This is a genomic window from Streptomyces sp. NPDC000594 (assembly GCF_040299965.1).
Lineage (GTDB): Bacteria > Actinomycetota > Actinomycetes > Streptomycetales > Streptomycetaceae > Streptomyces.
Genome location: NZ_JBEPCY010000001.1, coordinates 448746 through 468502, shown reverse-complemented (window position 1 = coordinate 468502; position 19757 = coordinate 448746). Strand labels below are relative to the sequence as shown.

Below are 19757 nucleotides of genomic sequence, written 5' to 3'. Positions count from 1 at the left end.
GACTCCTTCTCCCGCGTCATCCAGCCGAACGGAAAGCCGAGACACCATGACCGACACCGACATCGAGACCGCCGTCGCGACCGCCACCGGGACCGCCACCGGGACCGCCGTGGCCCCGCTGCCCGAGCAGGCCGGCGCCGCCGCCTCCGGGGCCGCCGCGACCGAGCGTTTCCGCAGCAAGCAGTCCGCATCGGGGGGCGCCGCCGCCGACACCCAGCGGGTCGACACCCTGGTCTCCGAGGTCCTGGCCGCCGTCCACGAGGTGGTCCGCCGGCACCGGGTGAGCTATGCCGAGTACGACGCCCTGAAGTCCTGGCTGATCCAGGTCGGGCTGGACGGCGAGTGGCCCCTCTTCCTCGATGTCTGGGTCGAGCATGTGGTGGAGGAGGTCGCCAACGAGGACCGCAGAGGCAGCAAGGGCACCATCGAGGGCCCGTACTACGTCCCCGGCTCGCCCTCCTTCGACGGTGCGGCCGCCCTGCCGATGCGCGCGGACGAGCCGGGCACCCCGCTGCTCTTCCAGGGCCGGGTGACCTCGGTGGACGGCACCCCGCTCCCCGGCGCGCGGATCGAGATGTGGCACGCCGACGCGGACGGCTTCTACTCCCGGTACGCTCCGGGGCTGCCCGAGTGGAATCTGCGGGGCACCGTCGTCGCGGACGAGCGGGGCGGCTTCGCGATCCGCACCGTGGAGCCGGCGCCGTATCAGATACCCACCGACGGCTCCTGCGGCCGGCTGATCGCGGCGGCCGGCTGGCACGCCTGGCGCCCCGCCCACCTCCATCTGAAGGTCTCCGCCCCCGGCCACCAACTGATCACCACCCAGCTCTACTTCCGGGGCACCCGCCATGTGGACGACGACATCGCCTCGGCCGTGAAGCCCGAGCTGATCCTCGCCCCGGCCGCCGCCCGGAGCGGCGAGGGCCATGAGGTCACCTACGACTTCGTCCTCGACCCGGCCTGAGACCGGACCAGGGACCGGACGCCGCGACCGGACCCAACGCCCCACCCCCGCCCCCTCGGTACCGGCGCCTCCGGTACCGGCCACCGCCGAAGGAAAGCACCATGCTGTTCGCAGTGACGATGGAGGTCGCGCTCCCGCACGACCTCGACCCCGGGCTCCGCGCGGAGCTGATCGAGCGGGAGCGGAGCTACTGCCATCGCCTCCAGCGCGAGGGCGTCTGGCTGCACATCTGGCGGCGCGCCGGACAGTACGCCAACCTCAGCGTCTTCGACGCCCCGGACAACGACCGGCTCCACGAGATCCTGTGGAATCTGCCGCTCTTCCCCTATATGACGGTCGCGGTCACCCCGCTGGCCGCCCACCCCTCCGCACTGGCGGCGGACTGAGCGCCATGAATCCTTATGAACCGAACAAGCCGAACGGGACAGATAAGCTGGACAAGGTGGTCGCGTCGGCCGCCGAGGCCCTGGCCGATCTCCCCGAGGGCGCCTCGCTCGCGGTGGGCGGCTTCGGCCTCAGCGGGGTGCCGAATGTCCTGATCGCGGCGGTCCACGCACAGGGCACCGGTGGGCTGCGCGTGGTCTCCAACAACTGCGGGGCGCTGGATTCGGGTCTCGCGGTGCTGCTCGCGGCGGGCCGGATAGCCCGGGTCACCGGCTCGTACATCGGCGCGAACAAGGAGTTCGCCCGCCAGTACCTCAGCGGTGAGCTGGAGGTGGAGCTGATCCCGCAGGGCACCCTCGCCGAGCGGCTGCGGGCCGGCGGCTGCGGCATCCCCGCCTTCTACACCCCGGCCGGCGTCGGAACCCTGGTCGCCGACGGCGGACTGCCCTGGCGGTACGACGGGGCGGGCGGGGTCGCGCTGGCCTCGCCGCCCAAGGAGGTGCGGAGCTTCGACGGAGTCGACCATGTCCTGGAACACGGCATCCGCACCGACTTCGCGCTGGTCCGCGCCGCCCGGGGGGACCGTCACGGCAATCTGGTCTTCCGCAGGGCGGCCCGTAACTTCAACCCCCTGGCGGCCATGGCGGGCCGGATCACCGTCGCGGAGGTGGAGGAGCTGGTCGAGCCCGGCGCGCTGGACCCCGACGCGATCCATGTACCGGGCGTCTTCGTCCAGCGCGTGGTCGCCCTCACCCCCGCACAGGCGGCCGACAAGCGGATCGAGCAGAGGACGGTGCGCGGCTGATGGCCTGGACACGGGAGGAGATCGCCGCCCGCGCGGCACGGGAGCTGCGCGACGGGGAGTACGTCAATCTCGGCATCGGACTGCCGACCCTGATCCCGGATCATCTCCCCGAGGGGATACGGGTGGTGCTCGAATCGGAGAACGGAATCCTCGGCACCGGCCCGTACCCCACCGAGGGCGAGGTGGACCCCGATCTGATCAACGCGGGCAAGGAGACGGTCACCGTCCTGCCCGGGGCCGCGTTCTTCGACTCCGCGCTCTCCTTCGGGATGATCCGGGGCGGCCATATCGACACCGCCGTCCTGGGCGCGATGCAGGTCTCGGCCACGGGCGACCTCGCCAACTGGACCGTCCCGGGGAAGCTGGTCACCGGCATCGGCGGGGCGATGGACCTGGTCCACGGGGCCCGCCGGGTGGTGGTGACCATGACCCACACCGCCCGGGACGGCAGCCCGAAGATCGTCGCGGAGTGCTCGCTGCCGCTCACCGGCCGGGCCTGCGTCGACCGGGTGATCACCGATCTCGGTGTCCTCGACATCACCGCACGGGGCCTGGAACTGGTCGAGACCGCCCCCGGTGTCACGGCCGAGGAGATCCGGGCGGCGACCGCCGCACCCGTCCACACCCCCTCCGCTGGGAGCCCCCGATGAAGGATGTCTATGTCGTCGACGCCGTCCGTACCCCGGTCGGCCGTTACGGGGGCGCGCTCTCCGGTGTCCGCCCCGACGACCTCGCCGCCCATGCCCTGCGGGCGCTCCTCGACCGGGTGCCGGAGCTGGACCCGGCACGGATCGGTGATGTGTTCCTCGGCAACGCCAATGGGGCGGGCGAGGAGAACCGCGATGTGGCGCGGATGGCGGTCCTGCTGGCGGGGCTGCCCGTGACCGTGCCGGGGGTGACCGTCAACCGGCTCTGCGCCTCCGGTCTGGAGGCCGTCGTCCAGGCGGCGCGGGCCATCGCGCTCGGTGATGTGTCCCTGGCGGTGGCGGGCGGTGTGGAGTCGATGAGCAGGGCTCCCTGGGTGCTGCCCAAGCCAGAACGGGCCTTCCCGGCGGGCCATCAGGAGCTGTACTCGACCACGCTCGGCTGGCGGATGGTCAACCCGGCGATGGACCCCCAGTGGACCGTACCGCTGGGCGAGAGCGCCGAGCTGATCGCCGAGCGGCACGGCATCACCCGGGCCCGGCAGGACGCCTTCGCGCTGGCCAGCCATGAGAAGGCGGCACGGGCCTGGCGGCAGGGGGCGTACACGGCGGAGGTCGTGCCGGTCGAGGTGCCCGGCCGTGGGGGCGCGGTGACCTTCGCGCGGGACGAGTGCGTACGGGAGGACGCCTCGCTGGAGGCGATGGCGAAGCTGAAGCCGTCCTTCCGGACGACCGGTGGGACGGTGACGGCCGGCAACGCCTCTCCGCTCAACGACGGTGCGGCGGCGCTGCTCCTCGCCGACGAGGAGGGGCTGCGGGCGACCGGCCGGGAGCCGCTGGCCCGGATCGGCCCGGCGGCGGTGACCGCCGTGGAGCCGCAGTGGTTCGGGCTGGCCCCGGTGGAGGCGGTGCGCCGGGCGCTGGCACGGGCCGGGCGGGGCTTCGGCGACCTCTCCGTGCTGGAGCTGAACGAGGCGTTCGCCGCCCAGGCCCTGGGGTGTGTCGCCGAGTGGCCCGAACTCGATCCGGAGATCCTCAACCCGCGCGGCGGGGCCCTCGCGATCGGCCATCCGCTGGGCGCGTCCGGGGCCCGGCTGGCGGGCGCGGTGGCCCACCAGCTCAAGGCGGCGGGCTCGGGCACCGGGGTCGCGGCGCTCTGTATCGGCGTCGGCCAGGGCCTGGCGCTGGTCCTGGAGCGCTGACGGGCGGCCGGTTCCGGCCGGGGTGCGGGCCCTGGGCGCTCGCGGCGGCCCGTACCCCACACCCGACGCGGGACACGGCCGCTCCGCCCCGGCCCCGCCGGACGGACACCGAGATGTCCCCGCCCCGGCACACCCCGCGCCCCGTCCCCCGCGACCGCCGCCACGCGGAATCCGCACGCCGGAACACCCGGGGCACCGGGAGCACCCGGGGCACCCGGAACACCCGGGACACCCACCGGCGACGAGGAGGGGCGCCCCACCCTCCCCCGATCACTCAGGAGCCTCGATGTCCCACCCCGTCCCCCCGCACCACATCCTCTCCGGCCCGGCCGGTGCGCCGCTGCTCGTCCTGGGCCCCTCCCTCGGCACCTCGACCCGGGTCTGGTCGGCGCAGCTGCCCTCGCTCGCGCGGACGTTCCGGGTGGCGTGCTTCGACCTCCCGGGCCACGGGGGCTCCGCGACCACGCCACCGCCCACCGCCGGGGCGGACACCGGGACAGACACCGGGACGGACACCGGGGCGGACACGGGGACGGACACCGGGGCGGGTGCGACGACGGTGGAGGATCTCGCCGGACCGGTGCTCGCCCTGGCCGACCGACTCGGCTACGAGCGTTTCCACTACGCGGGGATCTCCCTCGGCGGGGCCATCGGCGCCCGGCTCGCGGCCGACCACCCCGGGCGGGTCTCCTCCCTCGCCCTGATCTGCTCCTCCGCCCGCTTCGGGCCTCCCGAGCCCTGGCGGGAGCGGGCCTCGCTGGTGCGGTCGCGCGGGATGGAGCCGGTGGTGGCGACCGCCCCCGGACGGTGGTTCGCCGGGCCGGAAACGGCCGGCACACCCCTGGGGCGGGCGCTGCTGCGGGATCTCGCCACCGCCGACCCCGCCGGGTACGCGGCCTGCTGCGACGCCCTCGCCACCTGTGATCTGCGGCCGGTTCTGGGGCGGATCACGGCCCCCACCCTGGTCGTGGGCGGCTCCCGGGACACGGCCACCCCCGGGGAGCACGCCCGCGAGCTGGGTACGGGAATCCCCCGGGCTACGGTGGAGACCATCGGCACCGGGCATCTCGCCCTGGAGGAGCCCCGGGCCGTGACGGAGCTGCTCCTCGCCCATCTGGACCGGAGCACCGCACCGTCCCGGTGACCACGGGACCGTACGACCCCGTACGGACGCGCGGACACACCCCCGTACCCACCCGCCGGAGGCCGCCGTGCACCACAGCGCCACCCCATCGCCGCCGCGCCCGGAGATCGCCCTCTCGTGGCGGCGCTCCCGGATGAGCGGGCTCAGCCCCGCCGCCCCCGAGGTCCGGGTGGATCCGGACGCGGTCGACACGGGAGGCAGGCTGGCGACCGCCGCACGGCCGGTGCTGGCGGAGCTGGCGGCGCAGCTCGGGGACGCGGCGTTCTGTGTGGTCCTCGCGGACCGGGCGTCCCGGATCGTGGCCCCGGTGGTCGGCGGCGGCGGAGGGCTGCGGGCGCGGCTGGAGGGGCTGGGTGTGGTCGCGGGCGGGGTGTTCCTGGAGGAGACGACGGGGACGAACTCGATAGCGACGGTGCACGAGGTGCGCCGGGGTCTCGCGGTGCACGGGGACGAGCACTATCTGGAGCCGTTCAAGCGGTTCAGCTGCTACGGGCATCCCATCACCCATCCGGTGACCCGGCGGCTGGAGGGTGTCCTGGACATCACCTGCCTCAGCCGGGACGACTCCCCGCTGCTCGGCCCGTTCCTCGCCCGGGCGGCGCGGGATGTCGAGGAGCGGCTGCTGCGGTCGGCGCGCGTCACGGAGCAGCGGCTGCTGGCCGCGTTCCAGGTGGCGTCGGCCGGGCGGAGGGGGCCGGTGCTGGTGCTGGGCGAGGGGGTGGTGCTGGCGAATCCGGCGGCGGTGGAGCTGCTCGATCCGGTCGACCATCTGCGGCTGCGGGAGCTGGCGGCCGGGCTTTCCCGGCGCGGTGGGGGGCGGGCCGGGGAGGGCCGGACGGAGGAGGTCGCGCTCGCGTCGGGGCGTACCGCGTCCGTGCGGTTCCGGGCGCTGGAGGCGGGGGCGGAGGGCGCGCTCTTCACCTTCGACGATCCGGAGGGGTCCCGGCGGCGCGGGACCGCCGGGACCGCCGGGGTCTCCGTACGGCCGCCGGTGGCCGCCCCGGGGACTCCGGTCTACATCGGCGGTGCCCCGGGGACGGGCCGCACCGCCAGGGCGCGCGAGCTGGCCGCCGGGGCCGGGGTGCCGCTGATCGCCGTGGACGGGTCGGAGGCGGCGGCGCTGGGCACGGCCGGGTGGCTCGCCGCGCTCGACGAGGCGGCCGGGGCGGCCCGGTCGGGCGGGGGTCTGCTGCTGGTGGAGGAGGTGCGGCTGCTCCCCGATGCCTGTGCGGTACGGGTCCGGCGGCTGCTGGAGCGGCCGGACCGGCCGTGGACCGCGCTGACCGGCCCGCCCGCCGGGGAGCTCGCGGGCGGGGCGGCGGCCCTCGCGGCCGGCTGCCCGGAGCGGATCGGGCTTCGGCCCCTGCGGGAGCGCACGGAGGAGTTGCCGTCCCTGGTGCGGGCGATGGTCCGGAGCGCGGGCTCGGAGGGCCGGGTGCGCTTCACCCCGACGGCCCTCGCCGCGCTGGCCGGGCATCCCTGGCCGGGGAATCTGCGGGAGCTGGACACGGTCGTCCGTACGGTGCTGGAGCGCCGCTCGGCGGGGGATGTGACCCCGGCCGATCTGCCCGATGGGTATCGGGTGAGTCCCCGGCTGCGCGGGATGACCCCGCTGGAGCGGGCCGAGCACGACACGATCACGGCGGCGCTGAGCGCCTGCGGCGGCAACAAGCTGCGGACGGCGCGGCAGCTGGGCATCAGCCGGACCACGCTCTACAGCCGACTGCGGGCGCTGCGGATCACGGCCTGAGCCGGTCCGGCGGACCACAGTCCGAGCGCGTGCCCGGCTGACCATGGCCCGGAAGTGTCCAGTTGTTGAACACTTCGCGGTGTTCCCACGGCTCTAGCCTGCCAGGAGATTCCCTCGGCAAAGGAGCCGTCCCATGCGTCACAGCGCCTTCTTTCCGCCCGCGTCATGGGTTCCCCCCGCGTCATGGGTTCCGCCCACGTCATGGGTTCCGCCCGGGACGGCCGGGTCCGCCGGCCCGTCCCACTGAAGGCGGAGACGATGTTCCTCGCGTGCGAGGGCGCGGACCTCGCCTATGAGGAGCGCGGTACGGGCGACCCGCTCCTGCTCATCCATGGCAGCGGTGCCGAGGCGGCGACCTGGGACGGTGTCAGCGGCGGCCTCGCGGCGGCCGGTCATCGGGTCATCGCCTACGACCGGCGCGGCTACGGCGCGTCGGCACACCCTCCGGTACGGGACCACCGCCGCCATGTCGCCGACGCGGTGGCCGTCCTCGAAAGGGTGGCCGGGTCCCCGGCGACGGTGGTCGGCTGGAGCGCGGGCGGCAATATCGCGCTGGCGCTGGCCGTCGCCCGGCCCGATCTGGTCCGCCGGCTGATCCTGGTGGAGCCGCCGCTGCACGGCACCCGGCTGGCGACACCCGCGATGCTGGCCGCCGTGGCCCGGGCCAAGTGGTGCCAGCTGCGGGGCCGCCCCGAGGAGGGCGCGGCGCACTTCTTCCGCTGGGCGGCGGGCCCCTCCTTCGACGCCGCGCCGGCCGGGGAGCGGAACCGTCTGCTGGCCCATGCACGGGTGGTGCTGGCGGAGTTGGACCCGCATCCGTACGGCGTGATGTTCGAGCATCTGCCGCTGCGGCGGATCAGCGGCATCCGTCTCCCCGTCACCTTCCTGATCGGCGCGAACAGCGATCCGCTGTTCCGTCTGGCGCATCGGCGGCTGGTCCGCGCGGTGCCCGCGATCCGCTCCGAGGTGATCCCCGGAGCCGGCCATCTGGTGCATCTCGACGCCCCGGAAGCCTTTACCGCCGCCGTGCTGCGGGCCACCGCGCCGGCCGCCCCTCCGGTCCTCCCGCACGACCGGACTGTCCCCCCGTACGTCCAGAAAGACCAGGGAGCCTCCTGATGGATCTCCGTTACGACACCTTCTTCATCGGCGGCGCCTGGGTGCGCCCCAGCACCGACCGGGTGATCGTCCCCATCGACGCCAGTACGGAGGAGCCGCTGGGCCGGGTCCCCGAGGGCGCCGAGGCCGATATCGACGCGGCGGTGGCCGCCGCGCGCCGGGCCTTCGACGCGCCCACGGGCTGGGCCTCCTGGGAACCCGCGCGCCGCGCCGGGGTGATGGAGCGGCTGGCCGAGGAGATCGACCGGCGGGCCGACGGTTTCGTGGCGCGGGTGAGCGCCCAGAACGGTATGCCGGTGGCGGTGGCGCGGCAGCTGGAGACCGGGTATCCGAGCACCGTGCTGCGGTACTTCGCGGGGCTGGCCCGGGAGGCCGTCCTCGCGGACACCCGGCCCGGTCTGCTCGGTGGTTCGGTGGAGGTCCGCAGGCAGCCGGTCGGGGTGGTCGCGGCCATCGTGCCGTGGAACTTCCCGCAGGCGCTGGCCATGTTCAAGATCGCGCCCGCACTGGCGGCGGGGTGCACGCTGGTGATCAAGCCCTCGCCGGAGACGGTGCTCGACGCCTATCTGCTGGCGGAGGCCGTGGAGGCGGCCGGGGTCCCGGCCGGGGTCGTCAATATCGTCCCCGCCGGGCGGGAGGTCGGCGCGTATCTCGTCGCCCACCCCTCGGTGGACAAGGTCGCCTTCACCGGCTCCACCCCCGCCGGCCGGGCCATCGCCGAGACCTGCGGGCGGCTGCTGCGCCCGGTCACCCTGGAGCTGGGCGGCAAGTCGGCGGCGATCGTCCTGGACGACGCGGAGCTGGATCTGTCGGCGATCGGGGCGGGTCTGTTCGGCGCCACCCTGCTCAACAACGGCCAGACCTGTTTCCTGGGCACCCGGGTGCTCGCCCCGCGCGCCCGGTACGCCGAGGTGGTGGACGCCTTCACCGCGCTGGCCGAGTCGCTCCCGGTGGGCCCGGCGGCCGACCCGGAGACCCGGATAGGCCCGCTGGCCACCGCCCGTCAGCGGGAGCGCGTCGAGTCCGCCGTCGCGGCGGGGCGTGCCTCGGGGGCGAGGGTGACCACCGGCGGGTCCCGGCCGAAGGGGCTGGACCGGGGCTGGTTCTTCGAGCCGACGGTCTTCGCCGATGTGGACAACGGCTCCTTCATCGCCCGGGAGGAGGTCTTCGGCCCGGTGCTGTCGCTGATCCCCTATGACGGGGTCGACGACGCGGTGCGGATCGCCAATGACTCCGACTTCGGTCTGGGCGGCACCGTCTGGACGGCCGACCCGGAGCGGGGGGCCGCCGTCGCCCGCCGGGTCCACACCGGCACCATCGGCGTCAACCGCTATATCCCGGACCCGGCGGCGCCGTTCGGCGGCATCAAGTCGAGCGGGCTCGGACGGGAGCTGGGGCCCGAGGGGCTGACGGCGTACCAGCGGCTCCAGAGCATCTATCTCTGATACCCGAGGTACCTCCGGAGGTACCTCCGAGATAGCTCCGAGACACCTCCGGAGGCCGTCCCGCTGTCTCGTTCGGGACGGTTGTGCGGGCCCGGTCGAAGTGCGAACATCCGTTCCCGGAGCGGATGTTCGCCGAGTCGACCTGTGCCCGTACTGCCCCCGTACCGCCCCCGGCCCGGCCCCGCCGCGCGCACGCCGCACGCACGCACGCACGCACGCACCACCGTGCACCTGCTCACCCACCACGCCCGCGCCGGTACCGGACCGGGCATCCTTCGGGGAGGGTCCCATGGGAAGCGGTCCCACCGTGGCGATGGCTCCGGGCGCCCTGCCGGGGCTCGGGCATCTGGCCCGCTTCACCAGGTCGCCGCTGGCGTTTCTGCGCGGACTGCCCGCCCACGGCGACCTGGTGGGGATACGGCTCGGCGGACAGCACCTGGTCATGGTCTGCGACCCGGAGCTGACCCGGGCCCTCCTCCTCGACGACCGGGCCTTCGACAAGGGCGGCGCCCTCTACGACCGGCTCCGGGACGTCGGCGGGAACGGCGTCGCCACCTGTCCCGCGTCGGAGCACCGGCGGCAGCGGCGGCTGCTCCAGCCGCTCTTCCGCCGGGAGCTGCTCCCGGGGTACGCGCGGATCATGACCGACCGCGTCGGCGCCGTCGCGGGCGGCTGGCGGGACCATGAGCTGATCGACCTCAGCGACGAGGTCCGCCGCATCACCGCCGATGTCGTGGTCTCCACCCTCTTCGGCGCGGATCTCGACCGTTCCACGCACGCCTGGCTCTCGGCCGATCTGCGGACGCTGACCGACGGCACACTCCGGCGCACCGTCCTGCCGGAGCCGCTCCGCCGGCTCCCCCTCCCCGCCAACCTGCGCTTCCAGCGGGCCTCGGTGCGCTCCCGCCGGATCATGACCGAGCTGATCGAGGGCTTCCGGGGGAAGGAGATCCACGGCGGCCACGGTCTCGTACCGATGATGCTGTCGGCCTGTGACCCGGACGGCGAGGAGGCGTTCAGCGACGCGGAACTGGTCGACCAGGCGATCACCTTCTACAACGGCGGCACCGAGACCACGGCATGGGCCGTCTGCTGGGCGATCCACCTCAGCTCGCTCCATCCGGTGATCCGCGCCCGGCTGACCGACGAGGCCCGGACCGTCCTCGGGGGCCGGCTCGCGACCTGGGAGGATCTGCCCCGGCTCGGATACACCCGGCAGACCTTCACGGAGGCGCTGCGGCTCCGTCCCCCGGCCTGGTTCCTGACCCGCCGGGCGACCGCCGACACCCGTCTCGGGGACCATGTCATCCCCGAGGGCACCACCCTCGCCTACAGCCCCTACCTCATGGGCCAGTTGCCGGCGCACCACCCCGATCCGGAGAGCTTCGACCCCGACCGCTGGTGCCCCCGTACGGACCGCACCACCCCGGCGCCGCCGCCCGTCACGGCCTTCGGCGGCGGCGCCCGGAAGTGCATGGGTGAGGAGTTCGCCTGGGTGGAGGGCGTTCTGCTGCTGGCGGGCCTTGTCTCCCGGTGGGACATCCGGATCGAGCACAGCGGTGTCGCCATCCCCCGGCGGCCCCAGCTCACACTGAACCCGGGGAGGCTGCGCGCCCGGGTCGTCCGGCAACCCTGGGTGGCGAGATCCGAGGAGGGCCGGGCGGAACGGCCCTGACCCCCTGCCCGCCGGTCCCCCTCGGCCCCGTCACCCCCCGCCCGCTCCGTCACCCGCCGACGCGGTCACCCGTCGGCGCGTCCCCACACCCCGGTGGCCGCCGCCTCCTTCACATACTCCTCGAAGGAGCGGGGCTCCCGGCCCAGGCACTCCCGTACCCCGGTACTGAGGAAGTCGTCCGCACCCCGGGCGATGCCGTCGAGGAAACCGGCTATCGCCTCGGCGTCCGGCGCGGTGTACCCGTCGGCGACCAGGTCGGCCGCGTACGCCCGGGGGTCCCGGTGGCGGTGGACGACCGGGCGGCCGATGGCGTCGCCGATGAGCGCGAGGGCCTCCGCGAAGGTCAGCGCGCGCGGGCCGGACAGCTCGTACACCCTGCCGTGGTGGCCCTCGCCGGTGAGCGCGGCGACCGCCGTGTCGGCGATGTCGGCCACATCGATGAACGGCTCACGGCCGTCGCCCGCCGGGGTCGTCAGAACGCCCTCGGCCACCCCCGCGAGAAAGAAGTCCGGCGCCTCGAAGTCCTGCGAGAACCAGCAGGGCCGCAGCACGGTCCACGCCATCCCGGACGAGCGGACGGCGGCCTCCGTCTCCGGCACTCCCCCGTCGGTGTCGATGCCGCGTACGGAGAGCTGGACGATCCGGCGGACCCCGGCGGCCTCGGCCCGTGCGACGAACGCGGCGCGCTCCGCGAGCCCCAGGGTCTCGGTCGGCACCAGATAGACGGCGTCGACCCCGGCGAGGGCCGGGTCCCAGGTGGTGCGGTCGTCCCAGTCGAAGCGGGTGGTGCCGGTACGGGAGGCGGAGCGGACGGTGTGGCCGAGGGCCCGGAGGCGGGGAACGACGGCGCGGCCGGTCTTACCGGTGGCGCCCAGAACAAGGATCTCTGTCATGGGCACCAGTCAAGCCATACGGAGCTGGACGTTCCATGGTTGAAAAGACCGATTGCCTGTGCGATCGTCCCGAAGTGGATCTCCTCGATGACTATCTGACCGGTGTACGGGCCCAGGGCGCGGCCTTCTGCAACGCGGTGAGCACCCCTCCCTGGGGGCTGCGGTTCACCGACCCCGCGCCGCTCGCCCTCGCCGCCGTGGCACGCGGCAGCGGCTGGCTGATGACCGAGGAGACGGAACCGGTGCGGCTGGAGCGGGGGGACATCGCCCTGGTCCGTACCCGGTCTCCGTTCACCATCGCCGACCGGCGGGACAGCGAGCCACGGGTGTACGTCGACGGCGCCAACCGGTGCGTGCTCACGAACGGCACCGGTGACACCAGCGGCACCGACGGCACCGACCGTACGGCCGGGGCCGGGGACAGGGCCGGGGCCGGGGCCGGGCGGAGCTGGCGGATCACCGGGCGTACCGTCGGCGAGACCACGGATCCGGCCGGTACGGACCTGCTGCTGACGGCGGGTTACCGGGTCGGCAGCGATCTGAGCGGGCCGCTGCTCGCGGCGCTGCCACCGGTCGCGGTCGTCCGTCCGGACCCCGGCCTGGCGGCGCTGCTCGATCTGATCGCCGCCGAGGTGGAACACGAGGAGCCGGGCCAGCAGGTGGTCCTGGACCGCTCTCTCGATCTGCTCCTCGTCCGGGTGCTGCGCTCGTGGTTCGCACGGGCGGACGCCACCCCGCCACCGGGCTACCGGGCCCTCGCCGACCCGGAGATCGGGCATGTCCTGCGCCGGCTCCACGAGGACCCCGCCCACCCCTGGACGGTGGCCCTGCTGGCGGGCGAGGCGGGGTTGTCCCGTACCGCCTTCGCCCGCCGCTTCACCGCCCTGGTGGGACGGCCGCCGCTGACCTATCTCACCGAGTGGCGCATGACGCTCGCCGCCGAACGGCTCCGGGCGCCCGGCGCCACCGTCACCACGGTGGCCCGGACGGTCGGCTATCTCGACGGCTTCGCCTTCAGCACGGCCTTCAAGCGGGTCCGGGGCATCAGCCCGTCCGCCCATCGCACCGCTGTGAACGCCGCGACCACCGCGACGACCGCAACCACCGTGAACGCCACGACCGCCGCGACCGCCGTGGTCACGGAGGCTTCCGGGGTACGGGCGGGCTGACCGCGCCGGGTCCCGGCTGGCCGCTCCGCCCGCCGGAGCAGTACGGCGCGGCGGCCCGGGGCGGCGGCGCGGGGCGTCACCGGGCCGTGGTCAGTACGGGAACCCCCGGCCCTTCGAGTTCGCCGGGCGCGAGCCGCCGCCCGGAGACGGCCAGCAGCAGCGCGAGAGCGGTCCCGGCGGCCTCCGGGCCGCTCCCCAGCGACAGACCGGCGTCCGTCGCCGTCAGCCGGACCCGGTCCATGAGTTCCCTGGCGCCGCCGAACGACGCGGAGGTACGGGTCTGCGACCGGAGGGCCCGCACCACGGCCTCCTGCGGATAGGAGCGCACCAGGCCCAGCGGCCGGCGGATGTCCTCGCCGTGGACGACCTCCTCGACCAGCCGGCTGTCGAGCGGCGCCGGCGGGGTGGAGGTCCGCGGGGCCACCCGGCGGAGCCGCTCCAGCGTCTCCTGGGCCGAGGCACCGCGCTCACGCTCCACACCGCGCGCGTTCTGACGGTCGAAGTCGAACCGCGCCCGGACCATACCGGCCACAAAACCGAGACGGGTGGTCCGGGCCGTGTCGATCAGATGGGCGACCACATCGTGGACGGTCCACCCCGCGCACAGGGACGGCTCCTCCCACCGGCCCTCGTCGAGGCGGGCGAGATCGTCGATCAGCGCCGCACGCTCCGTGTGCACCATCGCCCACACATCACTGTTCCTCACGGGTGTCTCCCTTCACTCCGGCCGGGTGCCGTGGAGAAGACCCTTCCCGTGTCCGGAAACCATCGCTCCGCACCCGCCCGGAGAGGGACCCGTCCGGCCCGCCCGGGGACGCCCCGGGGCAGGTCACGGGGTACATCGCCACGGACAGACACTTGCGGTAACTATTAGGCAAGCCTTACCGTACTCCCACACTCAGGGCTCGACCGTCGCACCGGTCCGCCCGCGGCGAGCGCTTCACCGACGCAGCCTGGCCGTCCGCTGCCGGATCCTCGCTGACAGGACGCACGTGAATCACTCCCCCTTTGGGCTGTACAGCCCTGCCCGCGATCACAGTGACTGCGGCGTCGGTTTCATCACCCGTCTCGACGGGACACCGAGCCATGAGGTCATCCGCAAGGGCGAGGAAGCGCTCTGTGCCATCCCGCACCGCGGCGGCACCTCCGCCGAGGGCGTCGGCGACGGCGCGGGCGTGAGCGTCGACCTGTCGGTGGAGTTCTTCGGCGCGATCACCGGCGAGGAGCTGCGCGCCGGACACTTCGGCGTCGCGAACTGCTTCGTCCCGACCGACCCCGACCGCCGCGACAGCGCGGTGGAGCTGGTCGGCCGGACCATCGCCGAACAGGGCTTCGAGCTGCTGCTGGTCCGCGACGTCCCGGTGGACCACACCGTCGCCCGCCCCGCCGCCGAGCGGTACCAGCTGCCGATCGTGCAGTGGGTCTTCCGCGCCCCCGCGAGCTGGGAGCGCGGCGAGGTCGACACGGCCGCCAACCGCGCGCTGCTCGCCGTCGAGGCCGGCGCCTACGCCGGTGACACCTTCGCCGGGCTGTACCCGCTCTCCCTGAGCGCACGGACCCAGGTCCTCAAGGGGCGGCTGAACTCCGGCGAGGTCATCGCCTACTTCCGTGACCTCGGCGACCCGCGGCACTCGGTCCGCTCGCTCTACTTCCACACCCGGTTCTCCACCAACACCGAGCCGCACCCCACCATGGCGCAGCCCTTCCGGCTCATGGCGCACAACGGCGAGCTGAACACCGACCGCAAGAACCGGCTCTCCGACGAGGCCCTGGCACGCGCCCGGACCCGGAGCATCGTGCGCCCGCCGGGCCAGTCGGACTCCAGCCGGCTCGACCAGACCCTCCAGAGCCGGGTCTTCGACGACGGTCTGGACATCGTCGAGGCGGTCGTCTCCCTGATGCCGCCCGCCTGGGAGAACGACAGCACCCTGCCCACCGCCGTGCGGGACATGCTGGAGTACTTCTCGCTGTACGAGGAGAAGAACGACGGCCCGGCCGCCGTGATCTTCAGCGACGGGGATGTCATCGGCGCCCGCCTCGACCGGCTCGGGCTGCGCCCGCTGCGCACCGTCGAGACCGCCGAGTACGTCATGGTGGCGTCGGAGGCCGGCCAGGTCGCCTTCCCCGACGACGAGGTCGTGCACCGGGGCCGGATCGAGGCCGGCGGCATGCTGGTGGTCGACCACCGCACCGGCCGCCGGATGCGCACCCGTGAGGTGCTCGACGCCCTCGCCGCCCGCCGCCCCTACTCCGAGCTGCTCACCTCGGCCCGGGTGAACCTGGACGATCTGCCGGCCCCCGGGTACCAGCGCGGCACGACGACCCTCGGCTACGACGGGGATCTGACGCTTGCCGGCCGGTATGTGGCGTACTCGCTGAACCAGGAGAGCTTCCGCTTCATGCTCGACCCGATGCTCGCCACCGGGTCGGAGCGGATCTCGGCGATGGGGTACGGCAATGCCATCAACGCGCTCAGCGACACCGAGGGCGGCATGGCGAAGTACTTCTCGCAGCGGTTCGCCCAGGTGACCAACCCGCCGCTGGACAGCATCCGCGAGGCCGACGGCATGAGCATGCGGGTCGCCCTCGGCCCCAAACCCGATGGCACCGGGAACACCAACGGCCGCCAGCTGGTCCTGTCCTCGCCGGTCCTCGGCCATCTCGACATGGTCCGCCTGCGCGACCAGCGGATCGTTCCGCTGGAGCGGTTCCCCATGCTCTACGCCCCGGTGTACGGCGACGAGACGGCCAACGCCGACGCCCTCCGCTCCGCGCTCGACCGGCTCTGCGACGACGTCGAGCGGTTCGCCCAGGAGCGGGGCGGCATCGCGCTCCTCACCGACCGCGCGATCTCGTCCACGCACGCGCCGCTGCCGGTGATCCACGCCGTCGCGGCGGTGAATCAGCGCCTCATCGAGACCGGGCTGCGGCTCCGTGTCTCGATCGTGGCCGAGAGCGGCCAGCTGGCCTCCTCCCACCATGTCGCGACCGCGCTCGGCTTCGGCGCGTCGGCGGTCTACAGCCTCAGCGCCCGGCTGCGCGCCGAGGAGAAGTACCCCAGCGCGCCGGCGCCCGCCGGCGAGGTCACCGAGACCGACCGGGCGCTGGCGAAGTTCCGCAAGGCCGCCGAGAAGTCGCTCGCCAAGACCATGGGCCGGGTCGGGCTGTGCACCGCCGAGAGCTATATCGGCGGCGAGTTCTTCGAACCGAACTACCTCGACACCCGCGACGATGTGTTCGCGCGGATCTTCCCGCATATGGAGGCCCCGGTCGGCGGTGTCGGCTTCGCCCGGATCGCGCAGACCGCGACGGAGTGGCACGAGCGGGCCCGTACCGTCGGGACCGAGCAGGAGATCCCGCTGCTCGGACTCTTCAAGGAGCGGTCGGACGGCGCCGGGCACTCCTTCGGCGTCACCGCCGTCCGCGGCTTCGGCGGGATGACCGAGGAGCCGCAGGAGTTCGGCCGGCCCGACGACTCGGACGCGCTCCGCCTGCTCACCCTCGGCCAGCTGGACGACGCGTTCGGCATCACCGACACCGCGTACCGGAACACCGGGTACGACGCGCTCAGCGACGACGAGATCGACGCGTTCCGGATCACCCCCGGTTACCGGGCCTTTCTGCGGACCACCCGCGAGGAGCGGTCGCGCCGCCCCTCCGCCCTCCGCGATGTGCTCGCGCTGCCCGCCGATGTCACGGGGCTGCGTACCCCGGAGGACTTCGCCCGCGAGCTGGGCCGGTTCTCCACCGACGGCAACGCCAGCGTCACCGTCCGCGGTGTGGTCGTCTCCGTCTCCGACCCGGCCGCCGGAGTGGTGACCGCCCGGCTCTGCCTCACCTCCCCCGGACCCGACGGGGCGTATATCGCGCCCGCCGGTACCGAACGGCACGCCGCCCTCGCCGATGGGCTCACGCTCGCGCATCCGGGCGAGGTCGAGACGCTGGAGGTGGACGCCGACAGCGCCGTCGTCGTCGCCGTCGGCACCGCGGCCCGGCTGCTCACCCTGCTCACGGGCGCGCCGGAGAGCCTGCCGCTCGACCGGGTGCAGCCCGCCCACGAGATCACCCGTTCCCTCGCCTCCGGCGCGATGAGCCATGGCGCGCTCGTGGCGACCGCGCACGAGGCCGTCGCGCACGGCACCAATATGGTCGGCTCGATGTCCAACAGCGGCGAGGGCGGCGAGCACCACTCCCGGTACGGCACCATCCGCGGCTCCCGGATCAAGCAGTTCGCGTCCGGCCGGTTCGGGATCTGGGCGGGCTATCTCGCCGATCCGATGCTGGAGGAGCTGGAGATCAAGATCGGCCAGGGCGCCAAGCCGGGCGAGGGCGGTCAGCTGCCCGCGCCCAAGGTCACCGTCGACATCGCGGCGGCGCGCGGCGGTACCCCGGGCATCGAGCTGATCTCGCCGCCGCCGCACCACGACACCTACTCGATCGAGGATCTCGCGCAGCTCATCCACGACTGCAAGGCCGCGCGGGTCCGGGTCGTGGTGAAGCTGGTCTCCTCGGAGGGCATCGGCACCATCGCGGTCGGCGTCGCCAAGGCCGGCGCGGATGTCATCAATGTCGCCGGGAACACCGGCGGCACCGGCGCCGCGGCCGTCACCAGCCTCAAGTACGCGGGACGGTCGGCCGAGATCGGTGTCGCCGAGGTCCACCAGGCGCTCCTCGCCAACGGGCTCCGGCAGAAGGTCACCCTGCGCTGCTCCGGCGCCCACCAGACCGGCGGCGATGTCGTCACCTCGGCGCTGCTCGGGGCGGACAGCTTCGAGTTCGGTACGACCGCGCTGATGATGCTCGGCTGTGTCATGGCGAAGAACTGCAATGTGAAGTGCCCCGCCGGGCTCACCACCAACCCCGAGGTCTTCGAGGGCGACCCGCGCGCGCTGGCGCAGTATCTCCTCAACATCGCGCACGATGTCCGGCAGATCCTCGCCCGTCTCGGTCTGCGCTCCCTGCGCGACGCCCGGGGCCGTACCGACCTGTTGCAGCTGCTCGACCATCCGGCGAGCATCGGGCGGCTCGACGTCCGCCGGCTGCTCGCGCCCGTGGCCGAGAAGGTCGTCCGGGACCCGGAGTACCTGGAGAAGGACTTCACCACCGACGACGCCCTCATCGAGCACATCCGTGCCGCGCTCCTCCAGCGGCGCGAGCCGTCCGTGCTCATCGAGGGCATCCGCCTCGGCAACAGCGACAAGTCGGTCGGCGGACAGCTCGGCATCGATGTGGAGCGGCTCCTCAACCATGGGCTCTCCGCCGACGACCTCGCCGGCGTGCCCGCGGTGGCCATCGACGACCGGGGCCGGCGCCGGCTGGTCGACGGGGCCGTCCAGGTCCGTACCCATGGCTCCGCCGGTCAGTCGTACGGAGTGTTCTGCAACGACGGCATCACCCTCGAACACACCGGCACCGCCAACGACGGCGTCGGCAAGAGCCAGAGCGGCGGCCGGATCATCGTCCGCGCCCCGGGCGGCGGCAGCGCCGAACGCGGCGGCAATGTGCTGATCGGGAACTTCGCGCTCTTCGGCGCGACCGGCGGCCGGACCTTCGTCCAGGGCGAGGCCGGCGACCGGTTCGCCGTGCGGAACTCCGGCGCGACCGCGGTCGTGGAGGGCGTCGGCGACTTCGGCTGCGAGTACATGACCGGCGGCACCGTGCTCAACCTCGGCGGCTTCGGCAAGGGCCTCGGCAATGGCATGAGCGGCGGCTTCCTCTACCAGTACGACCCCTCGGGCGAGCTGGCGGGGCGGGTGAGCGCCGACTCGCTCCTGGTGTTCCCGGTGACCGACACCGCGCACGGCTCCTTCCACGAGGAGGCCGTCCGGCTGCTCCTGGAGTGGCACCACGAGGCCACCGGCTCCCGGCTCGCCGCCCGGCTGCTGGCGGAGTGGGACACCGAGCGGCGGCATGTGTACTGCGGAATGCCCCGGTCGCTCCTGCTCTACCAGGACGCCTCCGAGATCCTCGCCGCCGCGACCCGGTCGGAGCTGCTGGACGAGCTGGCGACCTCGATCGCGACGGAGAAGCTCCGGGCCTTCAAGCTCGACTACCGCGACCGCCGTACCGTGCTCGGCGGCCGGGCCCCGGCCCTGGGCGACCAGGGCGGTGACGGCATGTTCTCGCTGCTGTCCTCGTACACGGTGCTCGGTGTGGCCCAGGAGCTGGCGCTCCAGCGGGTGCCCGGAGCGACCGGGCTCGACGACCCGAGGGTCGCCGACGCGGTCCGGAATCTCGTCCTCACCGAGGACTTCTTCGTCAAGCAGCGCGTCGTGAGGTATCTGCGCGGCGCACTGGACCGGTTCGGTGACGACGAGCTGGCCACCCTCATCGCGATCAAGCGCCTCGACGACTACAAGAGCGCGCTGCGGCAGCGGAACAATCTGAGTGTGGACGCTCCCGGCACCTACGGCTGGATCCTCCACCAGAACACCAAGAACGCCGGCCGGGTCCGGGCCGCCCGCTTCGATGAGCTGCTGGCGACCGCCGCCCTCACCGATATCGCCGAGACGGCGGCCCGGCACACCCCGCAGGCTCCCACCGAGGCGGTGACCGCGTGACCC

General features: G+C 73.6%; 14 protein-coding genes. 12 read left to right on the top strand and 2 right to left on the bottom strand.

The features are described from left to right. Positions 1–46 precede the first annotated feature (46 nt). From catA to ABT354_RS01595, 10 genes are all read left to right on the top strand, one after another. The gene (gene catA, locus ABT354_RS01640; RefSeq protein ID WP_351487457.1) at positions 47–964 is read left to right on the top strand and encodes a catechol 1,2-dioxygenase; all 918 of its coding nucleotides are present in this window, start codon (positions 47–49) and stop codon (positions 962–964) included. A gap of 101 nt (positions 965–1065) precedes the next feature. Then, entirely contained in the window at positions 1066–1350 is a 285-nt protein-coding gene (locus ABT354_RS01635) for a muconolactone Delta-isomerase (protein ID WP_351487454.1), read from the top strand. Positions 1351–1397: 47 nt separating this feature from the next. After that, the gene (locus ABT354_RS01630) at positions 1398–2153 is read left to right on the top strand and encodes a CoA transferase subunit A (protein ID WP_351488036.1); all 756 of its coding nucleotides are present in this window, start codon (positions 1398–1400) and stop codon (positions 2151–2153) included. Beyond that, positions 2153–2803: a CoA transferase subunit B gene (locus tag ABT354_RS01625; RefSeq protein ID WP_351487451.1), complete on the top strand. Its 651-nt coding sequence runs from the start codon at positions 2153–2155 to the stop codon at positions 2801–2803. The genes ABT354_RS01630 and ABT354_RS01625 overlap by 1 nt, the downstream gene beginning before the upstream one ends. Then, complete coding sequence (locus tag ABT354_RS01620; protein WP_351487448.1) at positions 2800–3999, top strand: thiolase family protein; 1200 nt, start codon at positions 2800–2802, stop codon at positions 3997–3999. The genes ABT354_RS01625 and ABT354_RS01620 overlap by 4 nt, the downstream gene beginning before the upstream one ends. A 286-nt stretch (positions 4000–4285) precedes the next feature. Next, entirely contained in the window at positions 4286–5143 is an 858-nt protein-coding gene (locus ABT354_RS01615; protein ID WP_351487445.1) for an alpha/beta fold hydrolase, read from the top strand. Positions 5144–5210: 67 nt separating this feature from the next. Further along, the gene (locus tag ABT354_RS01610) at positions 5211–6893 is read left to right on the top strand and encodes a sigma-54-dependent Fis family transcriptional regulator (protein WP_351487442.1); all 1683 of its coding nucleotides are present in this window, start codon (positions 5211–5213) and stop codon (positions 6891–6893) included. 183 nt (positions 6894–7076) lie between these two features. After that, positions 7077–8012, top strand: a complete 936-nt coding sequence (locus ABT354_RS01605) for an alpha/beta fold hydrolase (RefSeq protein ID WP_351487439.1) — start codon at positions 7077–7079, stop codon at positions 8010–8012. After that, positions 8012–9457 carry an aldehyde dehydrogenase gene (locus tag ABT354_RS01600; RefSeq protein WP_351487437.1) on the top strand — a complete coding sequence of 482 codons (1446 nt, stop codon included), beginning with the start codon at positions 8012–8014 and terminating at the stop codon, positions 9455–9457. The genes ABT354_RS01605 and ABT354_RS01600 overlap by 1 nt, the downstream gene beginning before the upstream one ends. A 289-nt stretch (positions 9458–9746) precedes the next feature. Next, on the top strand, positions 9747–11132 hold the full coding sequence (locus ABT354_RS01595) for a cytochrome P450 (protein WP_351487435.1): 1386 nt from the start codon (positions 9747–9749) through the stop codon (positions 11130–11132). 65 nt (positions 11133–11197) lie between these two features. On the opposite strand, the gene ABT354_RS01590 is transcribed toward ABT354_RS01595, so the two are convergent. Next, entirely contained in the window at positions 11198–12025 is an 828-nt protein-coding gene (locus ABT354_RS01590; RefSeq protein ID WP_351487432.1) for an NAD(P)H-binding protein, read from the bottom strand. Positions 12026–12099: 74 nt separating this feature from the next. Between ABT354_RS01590 and ABT354_RS01585 the strand changes: the two genes are divergently transcribed. Further along, positions 12100–13194: an AraC family transcriptional regulator gene (locus ABT354_RS01585; protein WP_351487429.1), complete on the top strand. Its 1095-nt coding sequence runs from the start codon at positions 12100–12102 to the stop codon at positions 13192–13194. 76 nt (positions 13195–13270) lie between these two features. On the opposite strand, the gene ABT354_RS01580 is transcribed toward ABT354_RS01585, so the two are convergent. Beyond that, positions 13271–13876: a maleylpyruvate isomerase family mycothiol-dependent enzyme gene (locus tag ABT354_RS01580; protein ID WP_351488034.1), complete on the bottom strand. Its 606-nt coding sequence runs from the start codon at positions 13874–13876 to the stop codon at positions 13271–13273. A 310-nt stretch (positions 13877–14186) separates the two neighbouring features. On the opposite strand from ABT354_RS01580, the gene ABT354_RS01575 reads away from it, so the two are divergent. Next, positions 14187–19754 carry a glutamate synthase-related protein gene (locus ABT354_RS01575; protein WP_351487426.1) on the top strand — a complete coding sequence of 1856 codons (5568 nt, stop codon included), beginning with the start codon at positions 14187–14189 and terminating at the stop codon, positions 19752–19754. Positions 19755–19757 lie beyond the last annotated feature (3 nt).

Coding starts and splice junctions, on each gene's coding strand:
- ABT354_RS01595 (WP_351487435.1), top strand. CDS start 9,747: ATGGGAAGCGGTCCCACCGTGGCGATGGCTCCGGGCGCCCTGCCGGGG.
- ABT354_RS01625 (WP_351487451.1), top strand. CDS start 2,153: ATGGCCTGGACACGGGAGGAGATCGCCGCCCGCGCGGCACGGGAGCTG.
- ABT354_RS01615 (WP_351487445.1), top strand. CDS start 4,286: ATGTCCCACCCCGTCCCCCCGCACCACATCCTCTCCGGCCCGGCCGGT.
- catA (WP_351487457.1), top strand. CDS start 47: ATGACCGACACCGACATCGAGACCGCCGTCGCGACCGCCACCGGGACC.
- ABT354_RS01580 (WP_351488034.1), bottom strand. CDS start 13,876: ATGGTGCACACGGAGCGTGCGGCGCTGATCGACGATCTCGCCCGCCTC.
- ABT354_RS01600 (WP_351487437.1), top strand. CDS start 8,012: ATGGATCTCCGTTACGACACCTTCTTCATCGGCGGCGCCTGGGTGCGC.
- ABT354_RS01620 (WP_351487448.1), top strand. CDS start 2,800: ATGAAGGATGTCTATGTCGTCGACGCCGTCCGTACCCCGGTCGGCCGT.
- ABT354_RS01590 (WP_351487432.1), bottom strand. CDS start 12,025: ATGACAGAGATCCTTGTTCTGGGCGCCACCGGTAAGACCGGCCGCGCC.
- ABT354_RS01605 (WP_351487439.1), top strand. CDS start 7,077: ATGGGTTCCGCCCACGTCATGGGTTCCGCCCGGGACGGCCGGGTCCGC.
- ABT354_RS01635 (WP_351487454.1), top strand. CDS start 1,066: ATGCTGTTCGCAGTGACGATGGAGGTCGCGCTCCCGCACGACCTCGAC.